The sequence below is a fragment of the Roseivivax sp. genome, assembly GCF_054552075.1.
This window is the reverse complement of the sequence record NZ_JBTOLZ010000007.1, coordinates 149,996-168,692: the sequence shown is the minus strand read 5'-3', so window position 1 is coordinate 168,692 and position 18,697 is coordinate 149,996. Positions and strand designations below refer to the sequence as shown.

18 protein-coding genes are annotated in these 18,697 nt (G+C 70.2%); 10 read left to right on the top strand and 8 right to left on the bottom strand.

What is annotated here, in order from left to right; translation table 11 throughout:
• The first annotated feature begins 28 nt into the window (after positions 1-28).
• From ACX938_RS08120 to ACX938_RS08095, 6 genes are all read left to right on the top strand, one after another.
• Entirely contained in the window at positions 29-949 is a 921-nt protein-coding gene (locus tag ACX938_RS08120) for a manganese-dependent inorganic pyrophosphatase (RefSeq protein WP_459430670.1), read from the top strand.
• Positions 950-1,051: 102 nt separating this feature from the next.
• Complete coding sequence (locus ACX938_RS08115) at positions 1,052-1,924, top strand: TIGR01459 family HAD-type hydrolase (RefSeq protein ID WP_232754210.1); 873 nt, start codon at positions 1,052-1,054, stop codon at positions 1,922-1,924.
• 268 nt (positions 1,925-2,192) lie between these two features.
• Complete coding sequence (locus ACX938_RS08110) at positions 2,193-2,636, top strand: MaoC family dehydratase (RefSeq protein WP_232754211.1); 444 nt, start codon at positions 2,193-2,195, stop codon at positions 2,634-2,636.
• 49 nt (positions 2,637-2,685) lie between these two features.
• Positions 2,686-3,618 carry a bifunctional riboflavin kinase/FAD synthetase gene (locus ACX938_RS08105; protein ID WP_459430669.1) on the top strand — a complete coding sequence of 311 codons (933 nt, stop codon included), beginning with the start codon at positions 2,686-2,688 and terminating at the stop codon, positions 3,616-3,618.
• Complete coding sequence (locus ACX938_RS08100; RefSeq protein WP_459430668.1) at positions 3,615-4,091, top strand: YcgN family cysteine cluster protein; 477 nt, start codon at positions 3,615-3,617, stop codon at positions 4,089-4,091. The genes ACX938_RS08105 and ACX938_RS08100 overlap by 4 nt, the downstream gene beginning before the upstream one ends.
• A 12-nt stretch (positions 4,092-4,103) precedes the next feature.
• Positions 4,104-5,138, top strand: a complete 1,035-nt coding sequence (locus ACX938_RS08095; RefSeq protein ID WP_459430667.1) for a threonine aldolase family protein — start codon at positions 4,104-4,106, stop codon at positions 5,136-5,138.
• Between the two features lie 175 nt (positions 5,139-5,313).
• Here the strand turns inward: ACX938_RS08095 and hspQ are convergent, their stop codons facing one another.
• Positions 5,314-5,640, bottom strand: coding sequence for a heat shock protein HspQ (gene hspQ, locus ACX938_RS08090; protein ID WP_232754215.1), 327 nt, complete (start codon positions 5,638-5,640; stop codon positions 5,314-5,316).
• 257 nt (positions 5,641-5,897) lie between these two features.
• On the opposite strand from hspQ, the gene ACX938_RS08085 reads away from it, so the two are divergent.
• On the top strand, positions 5,898-6,488 hold the full coding sequence (locus ACX938_RS08085) for a transglycosylase SLT domain-containing protein (RefSeq protein WP_232754216.1): 591 nt from the start codon (positions 5,898-5,900) through the stop codon (positions 6,486-6,488).
• A 266-nt stretch (positions 6,489-6,754) separates the two neighbouring features.
• Here ACX938_RS08085 and ACX938_RS08080 read toward each other — a convergent pair whose 3' ends face one another.
• The 5 genes from ACX938_RS08080 to ACX938_RS08060 all read right to left on the bottom strand — a co-directional run bounded on the left by ACX938_RS08080 (position 6,755) and on the right by ACX938_RS08060 (position 13,943).
• On the bottom strand, positions 6,755-7,351 hold the full coding sequence (locus ACX938_RS08080; protein ID WP_232754217.1) for a LolA family protein: 597 nt from the start codon (positions 7,349-7,351) through the stop codon (positions 6,755-6,757).
• Positions 7,352-7,431: 80 nt separating this feature from the next.
• Positions 7,432-8,082, bottom strand: coding sequence for an exopolysaccharide biosynthesis protein (locus ACX938_RS08075; RefSeq protein ID WP_232754218.1), 651 nt, complete (start codon positions 8,080-8,082; stop codon positions 7,432-7,434).
• 166 nt (positions 8,083-8,248) lie between these two features.
• Positions 8,249-11,263 carry a DNA translocase FtsK gene (locus ACX938_RS08070; protein WP_459430666.1) on the bottom strand — a complete coding sequence of 1,005 codons (3,015 nt, stop codon included), beginning with the start codon at positions 11,261-11,263 and terminating at the stop codon, positions 8,249-8,251.
• A gap of 34 nt (positions 11,264-11,297) precedes the next feature.
• Positions 11,298-12,476, bottom strand: a complete 1,179-nt coding sequence (locus ACX938_RS08065) for an aminotransferase class I/II-fold pyridoxal phosphate-dependent enzyme (RefSeq protein ID WP_459430665.1) — start codon at positions 12,474-12,476, stop codon at positions 11,298-11,300.
• 135 nt (positions 12,477-12,611) lie between these two features.
• On the bottom strand, positions 12,612-13,943 hold the full coding sequence (locus ACX938_RS08060; RefSeq protein WP_459430664.1) for an amidase: 1,332 nt from the start codon (positions 13,941-13,943) through the stop codon (positions 12,612-12,614).
• Positions 13,944-14,035: 92 nt separating this feature from the next.
• On the opposite strand from ACX938_RS08060, the gene ACX938_RS08055 reads away from it, so the two are divergent.
• Positions 14,036-15,262: a UbiH/UbiF/VisC/COQ6 family ubiquinone biosynthesis hydroxylase gene (locus ACX938_RS08055; protein ID WP_459430663.1), complete on the top strand. Its 1,227-nt coding sequence runs from the start codon at positions 14,036-14,038 to the stop codon at positions 15,260-15,262.
• A gap of 151 nt (positions 15,263-15,413) precedes the next feature.
• Here ACX938_RS08055 and ACX938_RS08050 read toward each other — a convergent pair whose 3' ends face one another.
• A complete protein-coding gene (locus tag ACX938_RS08050) occupies positions 15,414-15,905 on the bottom strand; it encodes a lytic transglycosylase domain-containing protein (protein WP_232754223.1) in 492 nt (163 codons plus the stop codon).
• A 136-nt stretch (positions 15,906-16,041) separates the two neighbouring features.
• On the opposite strand from ACX938_RS08050, the gene ACX938_RS08045 reads away from it, so the two are divergent.
• Positions 16,042-16,896 carry an SDR family oxidoreductase gene (locus ACX938_RS08045; protein ID WP_459430662.1) on the top strand — a complete coding sequence of 285 codons (855 nt, stop codon included), beginning with the start codon at positions 16,042-16,044 and terminating at the stop codon, positions 16,894-16,896.
• Positions 16,897-17,271: 375 nt separating this feature from the next.
• Here ACX938_RS08045 and ACX938_RS08040 read toward each other — a convergent pair whose 3' ends face one another.
• Positions 17,272-17,727: an EF-hand domain-containing protein gene (locus ACX938_RS08040; RefSeq protein ID WP_459430661.1), complete on the bottom strand. Its 456-nt coding sequence runs from the start codon at positions 17,725-17,727 to the stop codon at positions 17,272-17,274.
• A 474-nt stretch (positions 17,728-18,201) separates the two neighbouring features.
• On the opposite strand from ACX938_RS08040, the gene ACX938_RS08035 reads away from it, so the two are divergent.
• Positions 18,202-18,663, top strand: coding sequence for a hypothetical protein (locus tag ACX938_RS08035; protein WP_459430660.1), 462 nt, complete (start codon positions 18,202-18,204; stop codon positions 18,661-18,663).
• The last annotated feature ends 34 nt before the right edge of the window (positions 18,664-18,697 follow it).

Sequence of the window (18,697 nt, the reverse complement as noted above, 5' to 3'; positions counted from 1 at the left end):
ACATCGCCAAACGCTTACGAGGACGACCATGACGCTTCAGGTTTTCGGCCATAAATCGCCCGACACCGATTCCACCGGCAGCCCGCTCATCTGGGCGTGGTATCTCAACGAGATCCGTGGCGAAGAGGCCAAGCCCGTGCTGCTCGGCGAGCCGAACACCGAGGCCGCCTTCATGCTCGAGCGCTGGGGCTTCGAGAAGCCCGAGATCATCGCCGACGTCGAGGCCGACACGCCGGTGGTGATTGTCGACACCAACAACCCCGCGGAACTGCCGGCCTCGGTCAATTCCGCCGACATCCGCGGCATCATCGACCACCACAAGCTGGTCGGCGGGCTCGAGACCAAGGGCCCGATCGAGATCCGCATCGAGCCGCTGGCCTGCACCGCGACGATCATGTGGAAGATGATCGGCAAGGACATGGCGCAGGCGCCCAAGGCCATCAAGGGCGCGATGCTGACCTGCATACTGTCCGACACGCTGGAATTCCGCTCGCCCACGACCACCCAGGAAGACAAGGCCGTCGCCCATGCGCTGGCCGAGGACCTGGGCCTCGAGATCCCGGCCTATGCCGCCGAGATGTTCGCCGCGAAATCCGACGTCTCGGCCTTCTCAGACGCCGAGTTGATCCGCATGGATTCCAAGGAATACACCGTCGACGGCGTGAAGCTGCGGGTCTCGGTCCTCGAGACCACGGCACCCGAGCAGGTGCTGTCGCGCAAGGAGAGCCTCATGGCCTCCATGAAGGACGTGGCCGCCGAGGACGGCGTCGACGAGGTGACGCTTTTCGTCGTCGACATCCTGAACGAGGAAGCCACCCTCCTGGTGCCGAACGACCGGGTGAAGACCATCGCCGAGAAGAGCTTCGACACCCAGGTCGCGGGCGACACCGTGGTCCTGCCCGGCGTGATGAGCCGCAAGAAGCAGATCATCCCGAACCTCAAGGCGTAACGCCGACCTGCGGGCGGGGGGCCTTGGCGTCCCCCGCACCCCCGTGAACCGGTCCGGCCAGATCATGCGCGCGCCGCGGGGGGTGCGCGCCGGAGACACCCCATGACCGAGATCATCCGGCAGCTGTCCGACATTTCCGCGCGCTACGAGGCGCTTTTCGTGGACCTCTGGGGCTGCGTGCACGACGGGCTGCGCGCCCATGAGGACGCGGTAACCGCGCTGCAGGCTTTCCGCGCGACCGGCGGCACGGTGGTGCTTCTGACCAATGCGCCGCGCCCGCGCGACAGCGTCGCCCGGCAGATCGCCAAGCTCGGCGTGCCGGATGACGCCTGGGACACGATCGCCACCTCGGGCGATTCCGCCCGCGCGGCGATGTTCCAGGGCGCGGTGGGCCGCAAGGTCTATTTCATCGGCGAGGACCACGACCAGAGCTTCTTCGAGCCCTTGAAGATCATCTCGGACCCGCTCGACATCCAGCGCGTGCCGCTGGAAGAGGCCGAGGGCATCGTCTGCTGCGGCCCCTTCGATCCCCATGCCGAACCCGAGGTCATGCGGCCCGAGTTCCTCTATGCCAAGCAGAAGGGGCTGAAGCTCCTCTGCGCCAACCCCGACATCGTGGTCGACCGCGGCGAGCGGCGGGAATGGTGCGCGGGCGCGCTGGCGCGACTCTACACCGAGATGGGCGGCGAAAGCCTCTATTTCGGCAAGCCGCATCCGCCGATCTACGACCTCGCGCGGACCCGACTTGCGGCGCTCGGCACGGTGCCCGGCGACGCGGCGATCCTGGCGGTGGGCGACGGGCCGCAGACCGACATCACCGGGGCGATGGGCGAGGACATCGATTCGCTCTTCATCACCGGCGGGCTCGCGGCGGCGGAGACCCGCACCGAGGAACAGCCCGACCCCAAGGCGCTGCGCGACTACCTCGCGCGCGAGGGCATCTCTCCGAGCTTCGCCATCGGCTACCTGCGCTGAGGCCCGTGCCCCCGGTCTGGCAGGTCGGGGGCGGGCATCTTGCGCTGGGGTGACCCGTGCGTGATTGCGCCCGGCGACCCCGGCCCGGGTCGCCCCGCTGCCCGACGCGGGCACCGCGGCCCCAGAGACCACCACCCCCCACAAGCCTCACCCCATCCCCGCACCGGGGGTTGATTTCTGCACCTGCAAAGTAATATTGTTGCCGGATACACGCCCGAACAGGGTAATTTGTTGCTCGCGCGCGGGCAGGGTGAATCCGGAGGCCACAGTGTTGGACAATCAGCCGCGGGGCACGATCCCGATCGAGGACATCGAGATGGGCATGACCCGGTATCTCCAGAAGGAGATCACCGACGCCGATATCGAGAAATTCGCCGATGTCTCCACCGACCGGAACCCGGTGCACCTCGATGACGGCTACGCCCGCGACACGATCTTCGGCGGCCGCATCGCCCACGGGATGCTGACCGCGGGCCTCGTCTCGGCGGTGATCGGCGAGCAGCTGCCCGGCCATGGCACCGTCTACATGAGCCAGACGCTGAAGTTCCTGGCCCCGGTGCGGCCCGGCGATCTGGTCCATGCCGAGGTCAAGGTGACCGGCATCGAGGTCGGCAAGCGCCGCGTCACGCTGGAATGCCACTGCGCCGTCGACGGCAAGAAGGTCCTGATCGGCGAGGCCACGGTGCTTGCCCCCACGCGCAAGTTCGACTGAGCGTCGGGCCCGCCTTGCGCCACCCCCTGCGCGGGGCTAAGTGCGGGCCATGCGCATCTACCGCGATCACAGGCAGATTCCCGAGGACGCCCGCGGCGCAAGCGCGGCGATCGGCAATTTCGACGGCGTGCATCGCGGCCACCGCACGGTGCTGGACCTGGCGCGCCAGGCCGCGCCCGAGGCGCCGCTGGGCGTTCTGACCTTCGAGCCGCATCCGCGCGAGTTCTTCGCCCCCGAGGCCCCGCCCTTCCGGCTGACCTCGGCCGCGGCGCGCGCCTCGCGGCTGAAGAAGATCGGCGTCGAGACGCTCTTCGAGCTGCCCTTCGACGCGGGCCTCGCCGGGCTCACCCCCGAGGCTTTCGCCCGCGAGGTTCTGGCCGAGGGGCTGGGCCTCTCGCATGTGGTGGTCGGCGCGGATTTCCGCTTCGGCAAGGGCCGCGCGGGCGGCGCCGAGGACCTGATCCTTTTCGGTGAGGCCATGGGCTTCGGCGTGACCGTGGCGCCTCTTCTCAAAGGCGCCGGCGGGCAGGTCTCCTCGACCGCGATCCGCGAAGCGCTGAGCGAGGGCCGCCCGCGCGACGCCAAGGCGCTCTTGGGCCATTGGCACCGGATCGAAGGGCCGGTCCTGCACGGCGAGAAGCGCGGCCGCGAGCTGGGCTATCCCACCGCAAACATGTCCATCGACGGGCTGCATCCGCCGCACTTCGGGGTCTATGCGGTCATGGTCGACGTGCTCGACGGGCCGCATCGCGGCAGCTATCACGGCGCCGCCTCGGTCGGCATCCGCCCGATGTTCGGCGAGAACCAGGCCAATATCGAGACCTATCTCTTCGACTTCAAAGGCGACCTCTACGGCGCGCGGCTCTCGGTCGGGCTGGTGGATTTCCTGCGCCCCGAGGAACGCTTCGACAGCCTCGAGGCGCTGATCACCCAGATGGACGACGACTGCACCCGCGCCCGGTCGGTGCTGGCCGAGACATGAGCGACCGCGACCCGATCGACCGGAGCGGCCTCGCGCCCCGCTTCTGGGAGACCAAATCGCTCTCGAAGATGAGCGCCCCGGAATGGGAGGCGCTCTGCGACGGCTGCGGCAAATGCTGCCTCAACAAGATCGAGGACGAGGACAGCGGCGAGGTCGCCCTGACCCGCGTCGCCTGCCGGCTCTTCGACGACGCCAGCTGCCGCTGCGGCCAATACGAGACCCGCCACAGCTTCGTGCCGGAATGCATCGTGCTCAGCCCCAAGACCATCGAGCAGCACGCCTATTGGCTGCCCCGGACCTGCGCCTACCGGCTGCTCTGGGAAGGGCGGGGGCTCTACGACTGGCACCCGCTGATCTCGGGCCGCGCCGAAAGCGTGCACGAAGCCGGCGTCTCGGTCCGGGGCATGACCGTTCCCGAGTTCGAGGTCGATGACGACGACTGGGAAGACCACATCATCGACGAACCCCATTAAAGGAGAGCCGCCATGTTCTTTGCCTCCGACAATTCCGGCCCGGTTCCGCCGCAGGTGCTCGAGGCGCTGACCCGCGCCAACGAAGGCCACGCCAAGGGCTATGGCACCGATCCGCTGACCGAAGAGGTCACCCAGCAGCTCCGCGACCTCTTCGAGGCGCCCGAGGCGGCGGTCTACCTGGTGGCCACCGGCACCGTGGCGAACTGCCTGGCGCTGGCCTGCTACGCCCAGCCCTTCGACACGGTCTATTGCACCCCGCCCGCCCATATCGAGGAAGACGAGTGCAACGCGCCCGAGTTCTACACCGGCGGCGCCAAGCTGACGCTGGTGGGCGAGAGCGACCGCTTCGAGCCCTCGGTCCTGCGCCGCGCGATCTGCGGCTCGGGCGGCTCGGTGCACAACGCGCAGCGCGGGCCGGTCTCGATCACCCAGGCGACCGAGAAGGGCAATATCTACAGCCTAGACGATCTGCGCGCGGTGACCGGCGTCGCCCGGGAGTTCGGCCTGCCGGTGCATCTCGACGGCGCGCGCTTCGCCAATGCCTGCGTCGCCCTGGGCTGCACCCCGGCCGAGATGACCTGGAAGTCCGGCGTCGACGTCGCGGTCTTCGGAGGCACCAAGAACGGGCTCATGGGCGTCGAGGCGGTGATCTTCTTCGACCCCGAGAAGGCCCGCGAGTTCGAGCTGCGCCGCAAGCGTGGCGGGCATCTCTTCTCCAAGCACCGCTACCTGACCGCGCAGATGCAGGCCTATCTGGCGGATGACCTCTGGGCCGAGCTGGCGCGGACCGCCAATGCCAAGTCGACCCGGCTTCTGGCGGGCCTGCAGAAGGTGGCCGAGATCGAGGGCGACCCGCGGGTCAACATGATCTTCGCGCGGCTGCCGCGGAAGCTGCACGCCCGGGCCTTCGAGGCGGGGGCCTATTACTACTGCATGGGCGACATCGCCGAGGGCGACCCCGAGGAGCCGGTCAAGGCGCGCTTCGTTTGCGACTGGTCCATCGAGGACGCCGAGATCGACCGCTATCTCGAGGTGATCGGCGCCTGAGGCGCCGCGCCGTCAGAGACAAGATCGGGCGCCCTGAGACGGGGCGCCCGGCGGAAGCATCAGCGGATTTTCTTGGGACAGCGTCGGGCGGAAGGCTTGGGTCTCCGCTCCATGCGCAGACGCGTGGCGCGCAGCAGGCCGAGGCGCGCGGCGCATCACGCCCGCACGCCGGCGCTCAGTTCATCTGGAACTGCGGCTCGTAGGAGCCATCGGTGAACTGGCCGAAAAGCTCGGAGATGTCGGGATGGTCCACCGGCTCGCCGGAGTAATCCGCGACCAGGTTCTGCTCCGACACATAGGCGACGTAGAAACTCTGGTCGTTTTCCGCCAGGAGGTGGTAGAAGGGCTGATCCCGCATCGGGCGGCTGTCCTCGGGGATCGACTGGTACCATTCCTCGGTATTGGCGAACTCCGGGTCGACGTCGAAGACCACCCCGCGGAAGGGGTGTTTGCGGTGCCGAACGACCTGGCCGAGCTTGTATTTCGCGCGTTGTGTGTACATTGGCCTATACCTCTTGACCGCAAAGCTAGCGCTCCGCGCGCCAGTTTGTCCATTTTTTCGCCGCATTTTCGCCGGAAACACTCTGTGCAGGTGAGTCGGACAAAGCGGCCGGGTCTGACATTTGCCTCCACATCGGGCGGCATCCCGCCGGTTGCAACCCCCCTCTCGCGGGTTTCGGGGTTTGTGATTTCATCGCCCGGCCCGATCGGCTAGACTGCCTGCCAAGAGCCCAAACGGCCAGACAGAGCGAGAGGCAGATGAGCAGTTTCTTTCGCGCGCTCGTGATCGTGTTGCTGGCGGCGTCCTGCGGGGGCGGCGGCCCCAAGACCGCGCCGTCAAACCTGGACGATGCCTGCGCCATCCTTCGCGAACGCCCGCATTACATCCGCGCCTTCCGCGCCACCGAGCGCAAATGGGGCGTACCCGTCCATGTGCAGATGGCGACGATCTACCAGGAAAGCAAGTTCATCGGCGATGCGCGCACGCCGTTCCGCTATTCCCTGGGGGTGATCCCGGTCGGCCGGCAAAGCTCGGCCTTCGGCTACAGCCAGGCGCTCGACGGGACCTGGAAGGAATACCAGGACCAGCACGGCGGCCGCCGCACCCAGCGCGACGACATCCGCGACGCGACGGATTTCATGGGCTGGTACATGGCCCAGACCCAGCGCGAGCTGGGGATCTCGACCTGGGACGCGCGGAACCAGTATCTCGCCTATCACGAGGGCCGGACCGGCTATCGGCGGGGCAGCTACAACGCCAAGTCCTGGCTCCTGCGGGTGGCCGACGAGGTCGGGCAGCGCTCGACGACCTACCAGGCGCAACTCGTGGGCTGCCGCCACGCGCGGTGAGGCTTGCGGGGTAAGCGGGGGCCTGAGTGTCTCCGCCAACCCAGCCTGAGCTCGGCAGTCTCTCTAGCCAGCAAGCACCAACTTGCGCCCGATGAGCGCCGCAGGCGCCGGGCGCGCGCCGGACCGGCCCCTTGGTCCGGCGCTCTTGCGGGCGAAGCGCTTGGATCGCCCCTCGCCCTGACCTTGCAGCCATAAAACGCGCAGCCCAAAAAGCAGCGGCGCCGGCCCCCGGACCGGCGCGCGCCCTTTGCCCTAGACGTCCGTCCTCAGTTCGACTCCGCCACGGCGCGGTCGATGTTGAACAGCGAGTTCGGCAGCTCCTTCTTCTGAAGCGCGCCCAGCACCACGGTGGTCTTCTGGCCGTCCTGGTCGGTCACCACCCATTGCTTTAGCTCCACCGGCTCGTCGGTGAACTTCATCTGGATGGTCCCGTATTCCGGCCGCTTGGGGTCGCGCGCGGTGACGATGGTCGCGGTGCCGTCGTAGTCATGCGCGACCACCATGCCGTCCTGCGCGAGGTTCACGTTGGAGGCCAGGATGATCGACAGCGGCGTCTGGTTCAGCGGGTAGGTCTCGGGCTGGCCGCCGACCTTCTTGTCGATGATCACCACCGTGCCGCGCCCGGCCATGACCAGCGCCTGTTCCGGCGGGTTGTAGTCGAAGCGCATCTTGCCCGGCCGCGACAGCGCCAGGTCCCCGGTCGAGATCGTGCCGTCGGCGTTGATCTGGGTGAAGTCGCTCTCGGCGGTGCGGATGCCGTTGAGGTAGTTGGAAATCTCGTTCAGCGACAGCTTGTCCGCGGCGGCCTGGCCGGCGGTGAGAAGCCCGAGGCCGAGCGCGGCGATGAAGGCGGAAAAACGCATCGGAATGTCGTCCTTTTGCACGTTGTGAACCTGATGGCGGATATGGGCCGGGCCCGCGCGTTATGCGATAGCGCAGGATTTCATTGTGATAAAAGCAGCAAGGGCGCGCCGATCAGCGCCGGCACCGCCGCGGCGAGGCCGAGGATCATCAGCGCGCCGTCGCGCGCGGTGATCGCCAGGCCGAAGATGAAGATGCCGATCATCGGGATCACCCCGGCAAAGGGCACGAGCTCGAGCGGCGGCACCGTCAGGCAGAGCGCCAGGATCACCAGCGCCGCGAGCCGCCGCGCGCCCTGCCCCGCGAAGGCGGTGAAGCGCTGGCCGAACCAGCGGTCCATGCGTTCGGCGAAAGGCTCCAGCCGGTCGAGCGCCTGGCAGAGCCGGCGGTCGGGGACCGGGCGCTCGCGCAGGATGCGCGGGGTCCAGATGTGATCGCTGCCCGCCAAGAGATGCAGCGCGGCGATGGCCATGACCGTGGCGGTCACCGTGGGCACGCCGGGAATGCCGCCGAGCGGCGTCAGGATCAGCGCCGAGAGCACCAGGAAGATCGGCCCGAAGCCGCGCTCGCCGATGGCGCGCACCACGTCGCCCAGGGTCACGCTGTCGCGCCGCGCCTCGTCCTCGGAGACGCGCTCGCGCAGGTGCACGACGACGTCGCAGACCTCGGTCCCGCCGGGGGCGGCGAGCGCCTTGAGGTCCTCTGCATCGGGTGTTGCCTTGGCCGCTGTCATGGCTCCGAAACGCCGCCTTCACGACGGCGGTTCCCGGCGCCCCGCGATCGGCGGAGGCCCGCTGAAGCCCCGGACCGGGCCGCGCGCAAAGAAAAGCCCCCCTCCCGGCAGGGGAGGGGGGCCAAACCGTTGATATGTCCCGGCAACCGGGCCCCCGCGGGGGTGGTCACGCCTGTTCGGGCACCAGGATCTCGCGCTTGCCGACGTGGTTGGCGGCCGAGACGACGCCCTCTTCCTCCATCTGCTCCACCAGGCGCGCGGCCTTGTTGTAGCCGATGCCCAGCTTGCGCTGGATGTAGGAGGTCGAGCACTTCCGGTCCTTGATGACGATCGCCACCGCCTGGTCGTAAAGCGCATCCTCGCCGCCGGTGTTGCCACCGGTGTTCAGCCCCAGCACCGCGTCGATGTTGTCGGCCTTCTCGTCGGCCGGGCCCTCGACCACGCCGCCGACGTAATCGGGCGGCCCGAAGGCCTTGAGATGGTTCACCACCTCCTCGACCTCCTCGTCCGAGACGAAGGGCCCGTGGCAGCGGGTGATCCGCGCGCCGCCGGCCATGTAGAGCATGTCGCCCATGCCGAGGAGCTGCTCGGCGCCCATCTCGCCCAGGATCGTGCGGCTGTCGATCTTCGAGGTCACCTGGAAGGAGATCCGGGTGGGGAAGTTCGCCTTGATGGTGCCGGTGATCACGTCGACCGAGGGCCGCTGCGTGGCCATGATCAGGTGGATGCCCGAGGCCCGCGCCATCTGCGCGAGGCGCTGGATGCAGGCTTCGATCTCCTTGCCCGCGACCATCATCAGGTCGGCCATCTCGTCGACGATCACGACGATATAGGGCATTTTCCGGGGCTCGAATTCCTCGGTCTCGAAGACCGGCTCGCCGGTCTCGTCGTCGAAGCCGGTCTGCACCGTCCGCGAGAACATCTCGCCCTTCTTCTGGGCCTCCTCGACGCGGCCGTTGTAGCCGTCGATGTTGCGCACGCCCATCTTGGACATCTTGCGGTAGCGGTCCTCCATCTCGCCCACGACCCATTTCAGCGCCACAACGGCCTTCTTGGGGTCGGTGACGACGGGGCTCAGGAGGTGCGGGATGCCGTCGTAAACGCTGAGTTCCAGCATCTTCGGGTCGATCATGATCAACCGGCATTCGTCGGGCGTCAGCTTGTAGAGGAGCGACAGGATCATCGTGTTGATCGCCACCGACTTGCCCGAGCCCGTGGTGCCCGCGATCAGGAGGTGCGGCATCTTCGAGAGGTTCGCCACCACCGGGTCGCCGCCGATGTCCTTGCCCAGCGCCAGCGGCAGGCGCTGGTTGCCGTCGCCATAGGCCCGCGAGGACAGGATCTCGCGGAAGGAGACCATCTCGCGGTTGTCGTTCGGAAGCTCGATGCCGATCACCGAGCGGCCCGGCACCGTGGAGACCCGCGCCGAAAGCGCCGACATGGAGCGCGCGATGTCGTCGGCCAGGCCGATCACGCGGCTCGCCTTGAGGCCCGGGGCGGGCTCCAGCTCGTACATGGTGACCACCGGGCCGGGACGGACGCTGACGATCTCGCCTTTGACGCCATAGTCGTCGAGGACGGTCTCGAGCATCCGGGCGTTCTCTTCCAGCGCCTCGTCGGAAAGATGCAGCCGCTCGATCTTGGCAGGGTTGGTCAGAAGCGACAGCGGCGGCAGCTCGAAATCGGCCACGCGGTCCTCGAAGGCGAGGCTCGGCTGGGCCTCGGCGCGGGCGCGCTTGGAGGGCTGCACCGGCTTGCGCGGGCTGTGTTCCACGACCTTCTTGGGCTGGGCCACGGGGACCGCGGGGCGCGCGGGCGCGGCGGGTTGCCGCGCCTCCTCGGCGCCCGCGTCGTAGCCGTAGCCATAGCCGTAATCCTCGCCGTAGCCGTCGTCATCCTCGTCCTCGACTGCGACGAAGCGGTCCTCGGGCAGCGGCTCGGCCTTGGGGATGCCGCGGCTCAGCACGCGGCCCTGCGAAGGCGCGCTGTCCTCGGCGAAGTCCTCGGGCGCATCGTCGCCCGCCTCGCCGCCGTCGCGGGCGGTCAGCGGCGGCTCGGGGCGCAGGCCGACCGGCGCGGGCGCATAGATCAGCGGATCGGGGCGGCGGCCCCGGCCGCGGGTCAGCGGCGTGTCCTCGGGCGCGCGGGCCTCGGGCGCGCGGCGCAGCTTGTTGCGCACCGCGTCGGCGATCTTGGCCTGCACGCGCGAGCCCTCGGGCATCTCGGCGTCGGGGGCCAGGTCGGGCTCGATCAGTTCGGGCTCGAGGTCGTCCGAGCCGCGGCCCGGCATCAGCCGGGCGAGGAAACCCTGGCGCTCGGGTTCGCGAGCGGGGGCCTCGTAGCCCTCGTCACCCTGCGCCGCGCGCGGGGCGCCGAAGGTCGGCTCGGCCCGCACCACGCGCTGGCTGCGGGTCTGGTCCTCGGGCACATCCCAGGCGGCGTCGTCGTCCTCGTCGATCAGCATGTCCTCGCGGGCGGCGCGGCGGGCGGCATGGGCCTCCTGCATGGCGCGCGCGCCCTGCATCGCCCCGGCGGCCCCCCGGCCGAAGAGCTTCAGAAGCGCGGCATAGCCCATGATCAGCCCGATCAGTGCGCTGCGCCCGAGGCGCGAAAGCTCGTCGCGGGTGAAGCCCAGGACGAAGGCCCCGAAGGCCACGATGCCCACGGCAAAGACCACCATGGCCAGCTTCAGCGAGGCCCCGGCGCCCAGCGGCAGGAAGGTCAGCACCGCGCCCATGGCCATGTCGCCGAAAAGTCCGCCCATGCCGAAGCTGTGGGTCCAGTCTGCCCCGGGCGCCTGGCCCGCGGCGAAGATCGACAGAAGCGCAATCCAGATCGGCGCGAAGATCGCCCGCGTCGCGGCGCGCTCTTCGCCCCGGTGCAGGAGCAGCCGCGCGCCCCAGGCGATGAGCACCATGGGAATCGCCCAGGCCCCGCGCCCGACGATCATGTAGAGCGGCGCCGAGATCGCCGCGCCGAAGCGGCCCATCCAGTTCTCGACCGGCGCATCGGTGGCCGCGATCCAGGAGGGATCGTCCGGCGCGTAGGAGCCGATCATCGCGCCCGCCATGAGGCCCAGGACGACCAGCGCGAGACCCACCAGCTCCTTGCCGCGTCGTTCGATCGCCGCCTGCATGTCGCTGTCGAACAGCGGTTCGCGTCCCCGTGCCGGATAAGCCATTCTTGCCTCGCCTTCGTTTCTTCTGATTATCTCGTCACCCGTAGAGACAGGCCCTGAGCCGTTCGAGCCCGTCCCGCATCTCGTCCCGCGGGGCGACCATGGCCACGCGGATGTAGCCCGCCCCCGGATTGCCCGTCGCGGTGTCCCGCGACAGGTAGGCGCCGGGCAGGACCCGCACGCCGGTCTCGCGCCAGAGCTGCCGCGCCGCCGTCTCGCCATCGTCGACCGGCAGCCAGAGGAAGAAGCCCGCCTCGGGCGCGCCCGCGCCCTCGATCCCCTCGAAGACCCGGTCGGCGATCTCGTATTTCTCGGCGTAGAGCCGGCGGTTCTCCTCGACGTGGGCCTCGTCGGCCCAGACCTTCTCGGCCACGCGCTGCAGCGGCAGCGGCAGCGGCGCCCCGGCATAGGCCCGGAGCTGGCGCATCCGGGCGATGGTCTCGGGCCCGCCCGCGACGAAGCCCGAGCGCAGGCCCGGCAGGTTCGACCGCTTGGAGAGCGAATGGAAGACCACCACCCGCTCGGGGTCGGCGCCCATGTCGCGGGCCACCTCGAGCGCGCCGGTCGGCGCCTTGCCGCGGAAGATCTCGGAGTAGCATTCATCCGCGAGGATCTGGAAATCGTGCCGCTCGGCCAGGCCGATCAGCCGCTCCCAATAGGCCCGGTCGGCGACCGCGCCCTGCGGGTTCGCGGGCGAGCAGATATAGGCCAGCGCCACCCGGTCGAGCTGCTCTTCGGGCAGCGCCGCGTAATCCGGCAGATGGCCCGTCGCCTCGGTCGCGGGCACGAAGACCGGCTCCGCCCCGACCGACAGCGCCGCCACCGCGTAGACCTGGTAGAAGGGATTGGGCGTCAGGATCACCGGGCGCTGGCCGTTCTTGCGCTCCGGGCAAAGCGCCATGGCGGCGTTATAGAGCCCCTCGCGCGTGCCGTTCAGCGCCATGATCCGCCGCGCCGGGTCGATGTCGACGCCGTAGCGCCGCCCCAGCCAGTCGTGGATCGCGCCCAGAAGCTCGGGCGTGCCCTCGTTGACCGGGTAGCGGGCGAACTCGCCGACATGCGCCGCCAGCACCTCGCCTACCCAGTCGGGGAAGGCGTGGCGCGGCTCGCCGATGGTCATATGCACGACCGGCCCGCCGGGCGCGTCTGCGTCCAACAGCGCGCGCAGGCGCGGGAACGCATAGGCCGGAAGGTCCGAAAACCGTTCGGGAAACATGCTCTACTGCCTCGTGGTGGCGGGATCGTTGACGCCCCGCTTTGTGACAAAGATACATCGCAGCGCGCCCGATCGTCCAGAATCTTGCCGAAGTCTCAAGGACCTGTGGCAGGAAATCCGCATCGCGCCGGGCGCTTAACCCAGCGCGCGCGCGGCGCTTGCGGCCAGGGAGAGAAGCCTTTCCTCCGCCCATGGCGCGCCCATCAGCGATATCCCCGCCGAGGGCGTGCCCCCCGGCAGGCTCACCGCCGAGAGCCCCATGAGGTTGCCGACCCGGGTGTTGCGCAGCGTCTTGAGGTTTTCCGCGACGTAATAGTCGCCATCCTCCATCAGCCGTGCCGCGTCGGGCGGCAGGTTGGGTGTCGTCGGGCAGAGCACCGCGTCGAAGCCCGCCATGCGCGCGCCCCAGGCTTGGCGGGCCTCCTCGAGCCGCGCCCAGGCGCGCAGGAACTCCGCCGCCGAGACCGCGCGCCCGCCTTCGAATCGCGCCCGGATCGGGTCGAACATCGCCGCCCCCTCGGCCTCGATGGTCTCGCCCCAGAGCGCCCAGGCCTCGCCGGTGTATAGGACGCCCGCGTCGGCCATGGGCCCTTCGATCTCGGGCGCGGCGACGTCACTGATCGTGGCACCCGCCGCCTCGAAGGCGCGCAGCGCGGCGTCATAGGCGCGCGCGATCTCCGGGGCGAGGTCCTCCTCGACCATGGTGGTCAGCCGGGCGAAGCGCCGCCCCTTCAGCGATCCCGCCTGCCCGAGGTCCGGCCCCTTCCGGCCCTCGATGAGCCGCAAGAGCAGCGCCGCATCCGCCACGCTTTTCGTCAGCGGCCCCACGGTGTCGAAGCGCGGCGCCAGCGGCACCACGCCTTCGAGCGAGACCCGCCCGGCGGTGGTCTTCAGCCCCACCAGGTCGTTCCAGGCCGAGGGCACCCTCACCGAGCCGCCGGTGTCGGAGCCGATGGCCGCGGGCGCCAGCCCGAAGGCCACCGAGGCCGCCGCGCCCGAGGAGGACCCGCCCGAGACCGCGCCCGCGTCATTCACGCAGGGCGGCGTCGCGGTCACCGGGTTCAGCCCGAGCCCCGAGAAGGCCAGTTCCGACATATGCGTCTTGCCGAGGCAGACGAGCCCCGCCGCCGTCGCCTCGCGCAGGACCCGCGCGTCCCGGGCCGGCACCCGGCCCTTCAGCATGGCCGAGCCCGCCTCGGTCGCGGTGCCGGCGCTGTCGAAGAGGTCCTTCCAGCTGACCGGCACCCCGTCGAGGGGCGAGCGCCGCCGCCCCATCCGCGCGCGGTCCGCCGCGGCCTGCGCCTCGGCGCGGGCGCGCTCGGGCGTCACCCGGGCATAGATCCTATCGGTCAGCGGATGGGCGGCGATCTTCTCGAGATACGCCTCGGTCAGCGCCACCGGGTCGATCTCGCCTCGCGCGATGCCTGCGCCCAGCGCATGGGCCTCCATCTCGGTCCAGTCACTCATGCCCCGTGTCCTCCCTGCCCTGTGGTCCGGCCGCGACGCTAGCGGCGTGAGGGCGCATGGACAATGCCGCGCCCCGGGGCATATTTCGCGGCATGACACCCGATTGCGACATAGCCATCATCGGCGGCGGCCTGGCCGGGGGCACCCTGGCGCTGGCGCTGGCAGAGGCCGGCTTCTCGGTCTGCCTGCTGGATGCCGCCCCCGAAGCGACTCATCGCGCGGCGGATTTCGACGGCCGCTCCTACGCGCTGGCCCAGGCCTCGAAGCGGCTCCTGGCGAACCTCGGGCTCTGGTCCGAGCTGGCCGAGAGCGCCCAGCCGATGCGCGAGATCAAGGTCACCGACGGCCGCGTCGGCGAGGCCCGCGTGGCGCTGGGGCTTCATTTCGAGGGCGCCGAGCTCGAAGAGGGGCCGATGGGCTACATGGTCGAGGACCGGCACCTGCGCCGCGTGCTCCTGGACCGTCTGGCCGAGCACCCGGGCATCAGCCACCGCCGCGGCACCCGCGTCACCGGCCAGCGCGCTGAAGCGGCCGCCCAGGTGCTGGAGCTGGAGGGTGGCGAAACGCTCACCGCCCGGCTCGCGGTCGGCGCCGATGGACGGACGAGCGGCACCGCCTCCCGCGCCGGGATCTCCCGCACCGGCTGGGACTATCCGCAGACCGCGCTGGTCTGCGCCATCGAGCACGAGCGCCCGCACCAGGGTGTCGCGCATCAGCTCTTCCTGCCCTCGGGGCCGCTGGCGATCCTGCCGCTGACCGGCAACCGCAGTTCGATCGTCTGGAGCGAGCGGCGCGGCTTGGCCGAGCGCATCAATGCCCTGCCCGAGGCCGACTACCTGACAGTCTTGCGCCCGCGCTTCGGCGATTTCCTCGGCGCGGTCTCGCTGGCCGGGGCGCGCTTCACCTATCCGCTGGGGCTCTCGCTCGCACAGGCGCTGACCGCGCCGCGGCTGGCGCTGGTGGGCGATGCTGCCCATGGCGTGCATCCGCTAGCGGGCCAGGGGCTGAACGCGGGGCTGCGCGACGTCGGCGCGCTGGCCCATGTGCTGGAAGAGGCCCGCGCCCGGGGCGAGGACCCCGGCGCGGCGCCGGTGCTTGACCGTTACGCCCGCTGGCGGCGCTTCGACACTGCCTCGCTGGGGCTGGCGACCGATCTCTTCAACCGGCTGTTCTCGAACGACAGCGCGGGGCTCCGGGCGCTGCGCGACCTGGGCATGCGGGCGGTCAACGCCACCCCCGGCCTGCGCCGCGCCGCCATGCGCGAGGCCGCCGGGCTGACCGGTGAGCTGCCGAGGCTGATGGCGCGGGAGGGGCGCTAAGCGGGGGTCTTGGCACCCGTTGCTTCGGTGGCAACTTGAGGGCTTGCGGAAGGCCAAAGCCGAACGGTCCGCGCCGTCGAGGCCGCCAAACAGCGCCGGCCCGCGCCGGGCCCGCGGCCCGCGCAACGCGCCCGCTAGCGGCCCGGCCAACTCACCCCGGCCGCAGCCCGGTTTCCACCAGCATCCCCTGCCGCTTGGCCTCGTAATAATACCCCCGGGAGTACCATTTCACCGCCGTGTCGAAGCTGCCGTCCGACAGGAGCCAGGCCCCGCGCAGGTATTTCACCGAGTAGCGCAGGTTGGTCTCGGCATCGAGCAGGTCCGTGGCCTGCCCCTGGAAGCCCATGCTGCGCGCCGTCGCGGGCAGGATCTGCATCAGCCCGTAATAGGGCCCGTTGCGCGCCCAGGGGCGATGCGTGCTCTCGCGGATCACCACCCGGTGGACCAGCGCGCGCGGCACCTCGTAGCGGTCGGCGTAGCGGTTGATGAGCCGCCGCAGCTCCTCGGTCTCGTTGGGGTGCAGGGGCGGGTTGTAGCCGGTCTCGGCGCCCTCGGCGGCGAAACGCGCGACGGTCTCGTCGCTGGGGGCCGCGCAGGCGGCCAGGCTCAGGCAGATCAGGACGGCCAGCAGGGGTCGGGTCATGGATCGAGGTCCGGATTGTTGCTCCGGCGCGGATCCTGCCTCTCCCGGCCTGATTCGCGCGAGCGCGGGGATCCGCCGTCGGCGGCAGCCCGCGCATGGCTTGCCAAAGCCCGCGGGCCGCGCCAGTTTCCCCGGCATGACCGGCACGCTCCTTTCCCTCGGCCACGGCTATTCCGCCCGCGCGCTCGCGACCCGTCTCCTGCCGCTTGGCTGGCGGGTGATCGGCACCAGCCGCGACCCCGAGAAGCTCTCGGCCCTGGCCGAGACCGGCAGCGAGCCGATCCTCTTCACCCATGAGGCGGTGACCGAGGCGCTGGCCGAGGCCGATCACCTCCTGATGTCCGCCGCCCCGAGTGAGGACGGCGACCCGGCGCTGGCGCTCGCCCGCGACGCCATCGCCGCCCGCGCGCCGAAGCTGCGCTGGGCCGGCTATCTCTCGACCACCGGGGTCTACGGCGACGCCGGCGGCGCCTGGATCGACGAGAGCGCGCCGCTCAAGGCCCACAGCCGGCGCGGCCGCGCTCGGGTCGAGGCCGAGGCCGCCTGGGCCGCGATCCCCGGCCTGCCGCTGCATATCTTCCGCCTCGCGGGCATCTACGGCCCCGGCCGCGGCCCCTTCGCCAAGGTCAAGGCCGGCCGCGCCCAGCGGGTGGTGAAACCCGGCCAGGTCTTCTCTCGCATCCATGTCGAGGACATCGCCCGGGTGCTCGAGGCTTCGATCGCCGCGCCCACCCCCGGCGAGGCCTTCAACCTCTGCGACGACGAGCCCGCGCCGCCGCAGGACGTGATCGCCCATGCCGCCGAGCTCCTGGGCCTGCCGGTGCCGCCCGAGGTGCCCTTCGAGGAGGCCGAGATGAGCCCCATGGCGCGCAGCTTCTACGCCGACAACAAGCGCACCTCCAACGCCAAGGTGAAAGAGGTGCTGGACCTCGAGATGCGCTACCCCACCTACCGAGAAGGCCTCGCCGCTCTCCTCCGCGCCGAGGACTGAAGCGCCGGGCGACGCGCTGCGCGCGGCCACGTCCCAACGGCACCTCAAAGCCCCGGCACGCCCAAGGCGCCCTCCTACCTGCGCAACACCGCGTCCACCTCAACCACCCCGGGCGCACCCCCCACCACCAAGCGCCACCCACCAGCTTCAGCTTGTCCAAATACCTCGGGGGTGAATGCGGGCGGCACGCCCGCAGAGGGGGCAGAGCCCCCTACCCCGGTCCGGGACGCCGCAGGCGGCCCGGACAAACAATCATGTCCGACACTCCCGTCGCTGCCACGCTCGAATAACCGCAAACAAAAAACGCCCCGCCGGGCTGGCGGGGCGTCGGGGGCGCCGGGGAGAGGGCGGCGCCTCCCGGATCACTTGCGCGGATCAGTCGTCGTCGCCGTCGTCACCGTCGTCATCATCGGCGCCGTCGTCGTCACCCCCGTCATCGTCGCCGTCATCGTCATCCGCGTCGTCGTCGTCCGCATCGTCGTCGTCGAAGCCCTCGTCCGCGTCGTCATCCGCTTCCATGTCGTCTTCGTCGTCGTCGAGCGCGGCTTCCGCGGCGCCGAGGACATCGCCGTTCACGCCGGCGTCGGTCTCGGCCTCGAGCCGGGCCTGGGCAGCGGCGCGGGCTTCGGCACGGGTCATCTGGCCGTCGCCGTCGAGGTCGTATTGCGCGAAGGCCGCCGCGCGGTCGGCGCCGAAGCCCTCGGCGAACTCGCTGGCGCTGACGGTGCCGTTGCCGTCGATGTCGAGGTCGGCGAAGGCCATGCCCTGGGCCTGGGCGGCGCCCGCGGCCAGGGTCAGCGTCGCGGCGAGGGCGGTGGATGTCAGTCGCATGTCAAAGCTCCTTTTCCTGCTCTGTGGGCAAATGCCTGTTGGCCCGCGCGGGGCGGCGCAAGGCCGCAGTGCCGAAGGCGTGGGTCTGGGCGCCGCGCCGCGCAGCCGGGCGCGGCGGCTGGGCGGTTCTCCGCCACCCCGCGCGGGGCGGCGTGCCGGGGTGAGGCGCCTGCGCTAGGTTGCGAAGGTTGAATTTAAGGGGGGCGTTTGTGGGGCGCTGCGGGCGGCCCCACGCAATGTGGTGGAGCGGAAACCGGCGAGCCACGCGCACGACTGTCTCTTCGGCTATACGCGGCGGCTTCGGCAAAACGCGATGCAAGCGCCGACACGACGGGCGCGCCCGCGGGGCTGCACCCCCTGCCCAAGTTTTCATCCCCTGCACTGAGCAAAAGCGCCCCACCGCCGCCCCGCCACATCCCGCGATTGACTTACCTTATCATTTCCATCAGGAATATCCTCAGAAGAGGATCCGCCATGCCCTTAGCTTCCCTCCTGGATGCGCCCGCGACCCGCAGCATCACCGACTTGCGCCCGCCCGAGGCGCGGCTCCTGGCGATGTTCCGGCTCTGGCCGCTCGGGCCCGAGGCCCAGACGCTGCTCTGGTCCGAGCTCAGTCACGAGCTGGGTGCCGGCCGCGCACGGGCCTGCCTGTCGGCCTTCAAGACCCTGCAGGCGATCCTGAAACGCGCCGCCTGGGCGCTGCCGGAGATGGCCGAGCCCGAGACCCCGGCGCTGACGCCCGACGAGGACGGGCTCTGCCGCTTCGTCCTCCGCGCGCTCGAGGCCGACCGCGAGGCGGCGCTGGAAGAGGCGATCTTCCTGGTCCGCCCGGATGCGATCCTGCCCCTGACCCTCGCCGCCTCGCGCGTGGCGCTGCCGCTCCTCTGCGTCGAATGCCGCCTTAGGCTCGAAGGCGCGCGCTGCCGGCCGAATTGAGGCTTGGCGAGGCTAAAGAGAGTGGTTCGTAAGC

Bases quoted from the DNA above. Each gene is read 5' to 3' on its own strand.
- hspQ (WP_232754215.1), bottom strand. From the start codon at position 5,640: ATGTACACACAACGCGCGAAATACAAGCTCGGCCAGGTCGTTCGGCAC.
- ACX938_RS08045 (WP_459430662.1), top strand. From the start codon at position 16,042: ATGACCGGCACGCTCCTTTCCCTCGGCCACGGCTATTCCGCCCGCGCG.
- ACX938_RS08080 (WP_232754217.1), bottom strand. From the start codon at position 7,351: ATGCGTTTTTCCGCCTTCATCGCCGCGCTCGGCCTCGGGCTTCTCACC.
- ACX938_RS08075 (WP_232754218.1), bottom strand. From the start codon at position 8,082: ATGACAGCGGCCAAGGCAACACCCGATGCAGAGGACCTCAAGGCGCTC.
- ACX938_RS08120 (WP_459430670.1), top strand. From the start codon at position 29: ATGACGCTTCAGGTTTTCGGCCATAAATCGCCCGACACCGATTCCACC.
- ACX938_RS08070 (WP_459430666.1), bottom strand. From the start codon at position 11,263: ATGGCTTATCCGGCACGGGGACGCGAACCGCTGTTCGACAGCGACATG.
- ACX938_RS08095 (WP_459430667.1), top strand. From the start codon at position 4,104: ATGTTCTTTGCCTCCGACAATTCCGGCCCGGTTCCGCCGCAGGTGCTC.
- ACX938_RS08105 (WP_459430669.1), top strand. From the start codon at position 2,686: ATGCGCATCTACCGCGATCACAGGCAGATTCCCGAGGACGCCCGCGGC.
- ACX938_RS08115 (WP_232754210.1), top strand. From the start codon at position 1,052: ATGACCGAGATCATCCGGCAGCTGTCCGACATTTCCGCGCGCTACGAG.
- ACX938_RS08040 (WP_459430661.1), bottom strand. From the start codon at position 17,727: ATGCGACTGACATCCACCGCCCTCGCCGCGACGCTGACCCTGGCCGCG.
- ACX938_RS08055 (WP_459430663.1), top strand. From the start codon at position 14,036: ATGACACCCGATTGCGACATAGCCATCATCGGCGGCGGCCTGGCCGGG.
- ACX938_RS08050 (WP_232754223.1), bottom strand. From the start codon at position 15,905: ATGACCCGACCCCTGCTGGCCGTCCTGATCTGCCTGAGCCTGGCCGCC.
- ACX938_RS08100 (WP_459430668.1), top strand. From the start codon at position 3,615: ATGAGCGACCGCGACCCGATCGACCGGAGCGGCCTCGCGCCCCGCTTC.
- ACX938_RS08035 (WP_459430660.1), top strand. From the start codon at position 18,202: ATGCCCTTAGCTTCCCTCCTGGATGCGCCCGCGACCCGCAGCATCACC.
- ACX938_RS08060 (WP_459430664.1), bottom strand. From the start codon at position 13,943: ATGAGTGACTGGACCGAGATGGAGGCCCATGCGCTGGGCGCAGGCATC.
- ACX938_RS08065 (WP_459430665.1), bottom strand. From the start codon at position 12,476: ATGTTTCCCGAACGGTTTTCGGACCTTCCGGCCTATGCGTTCCCGCGC.
- ACX938_RS08085 (WP_232754216.1), top strand. From the start codon at position 5,898: ATGAGCAGTTTCTTTCGCGCGCTCGTGATCGTGTTGCTGGCGGCGTCC.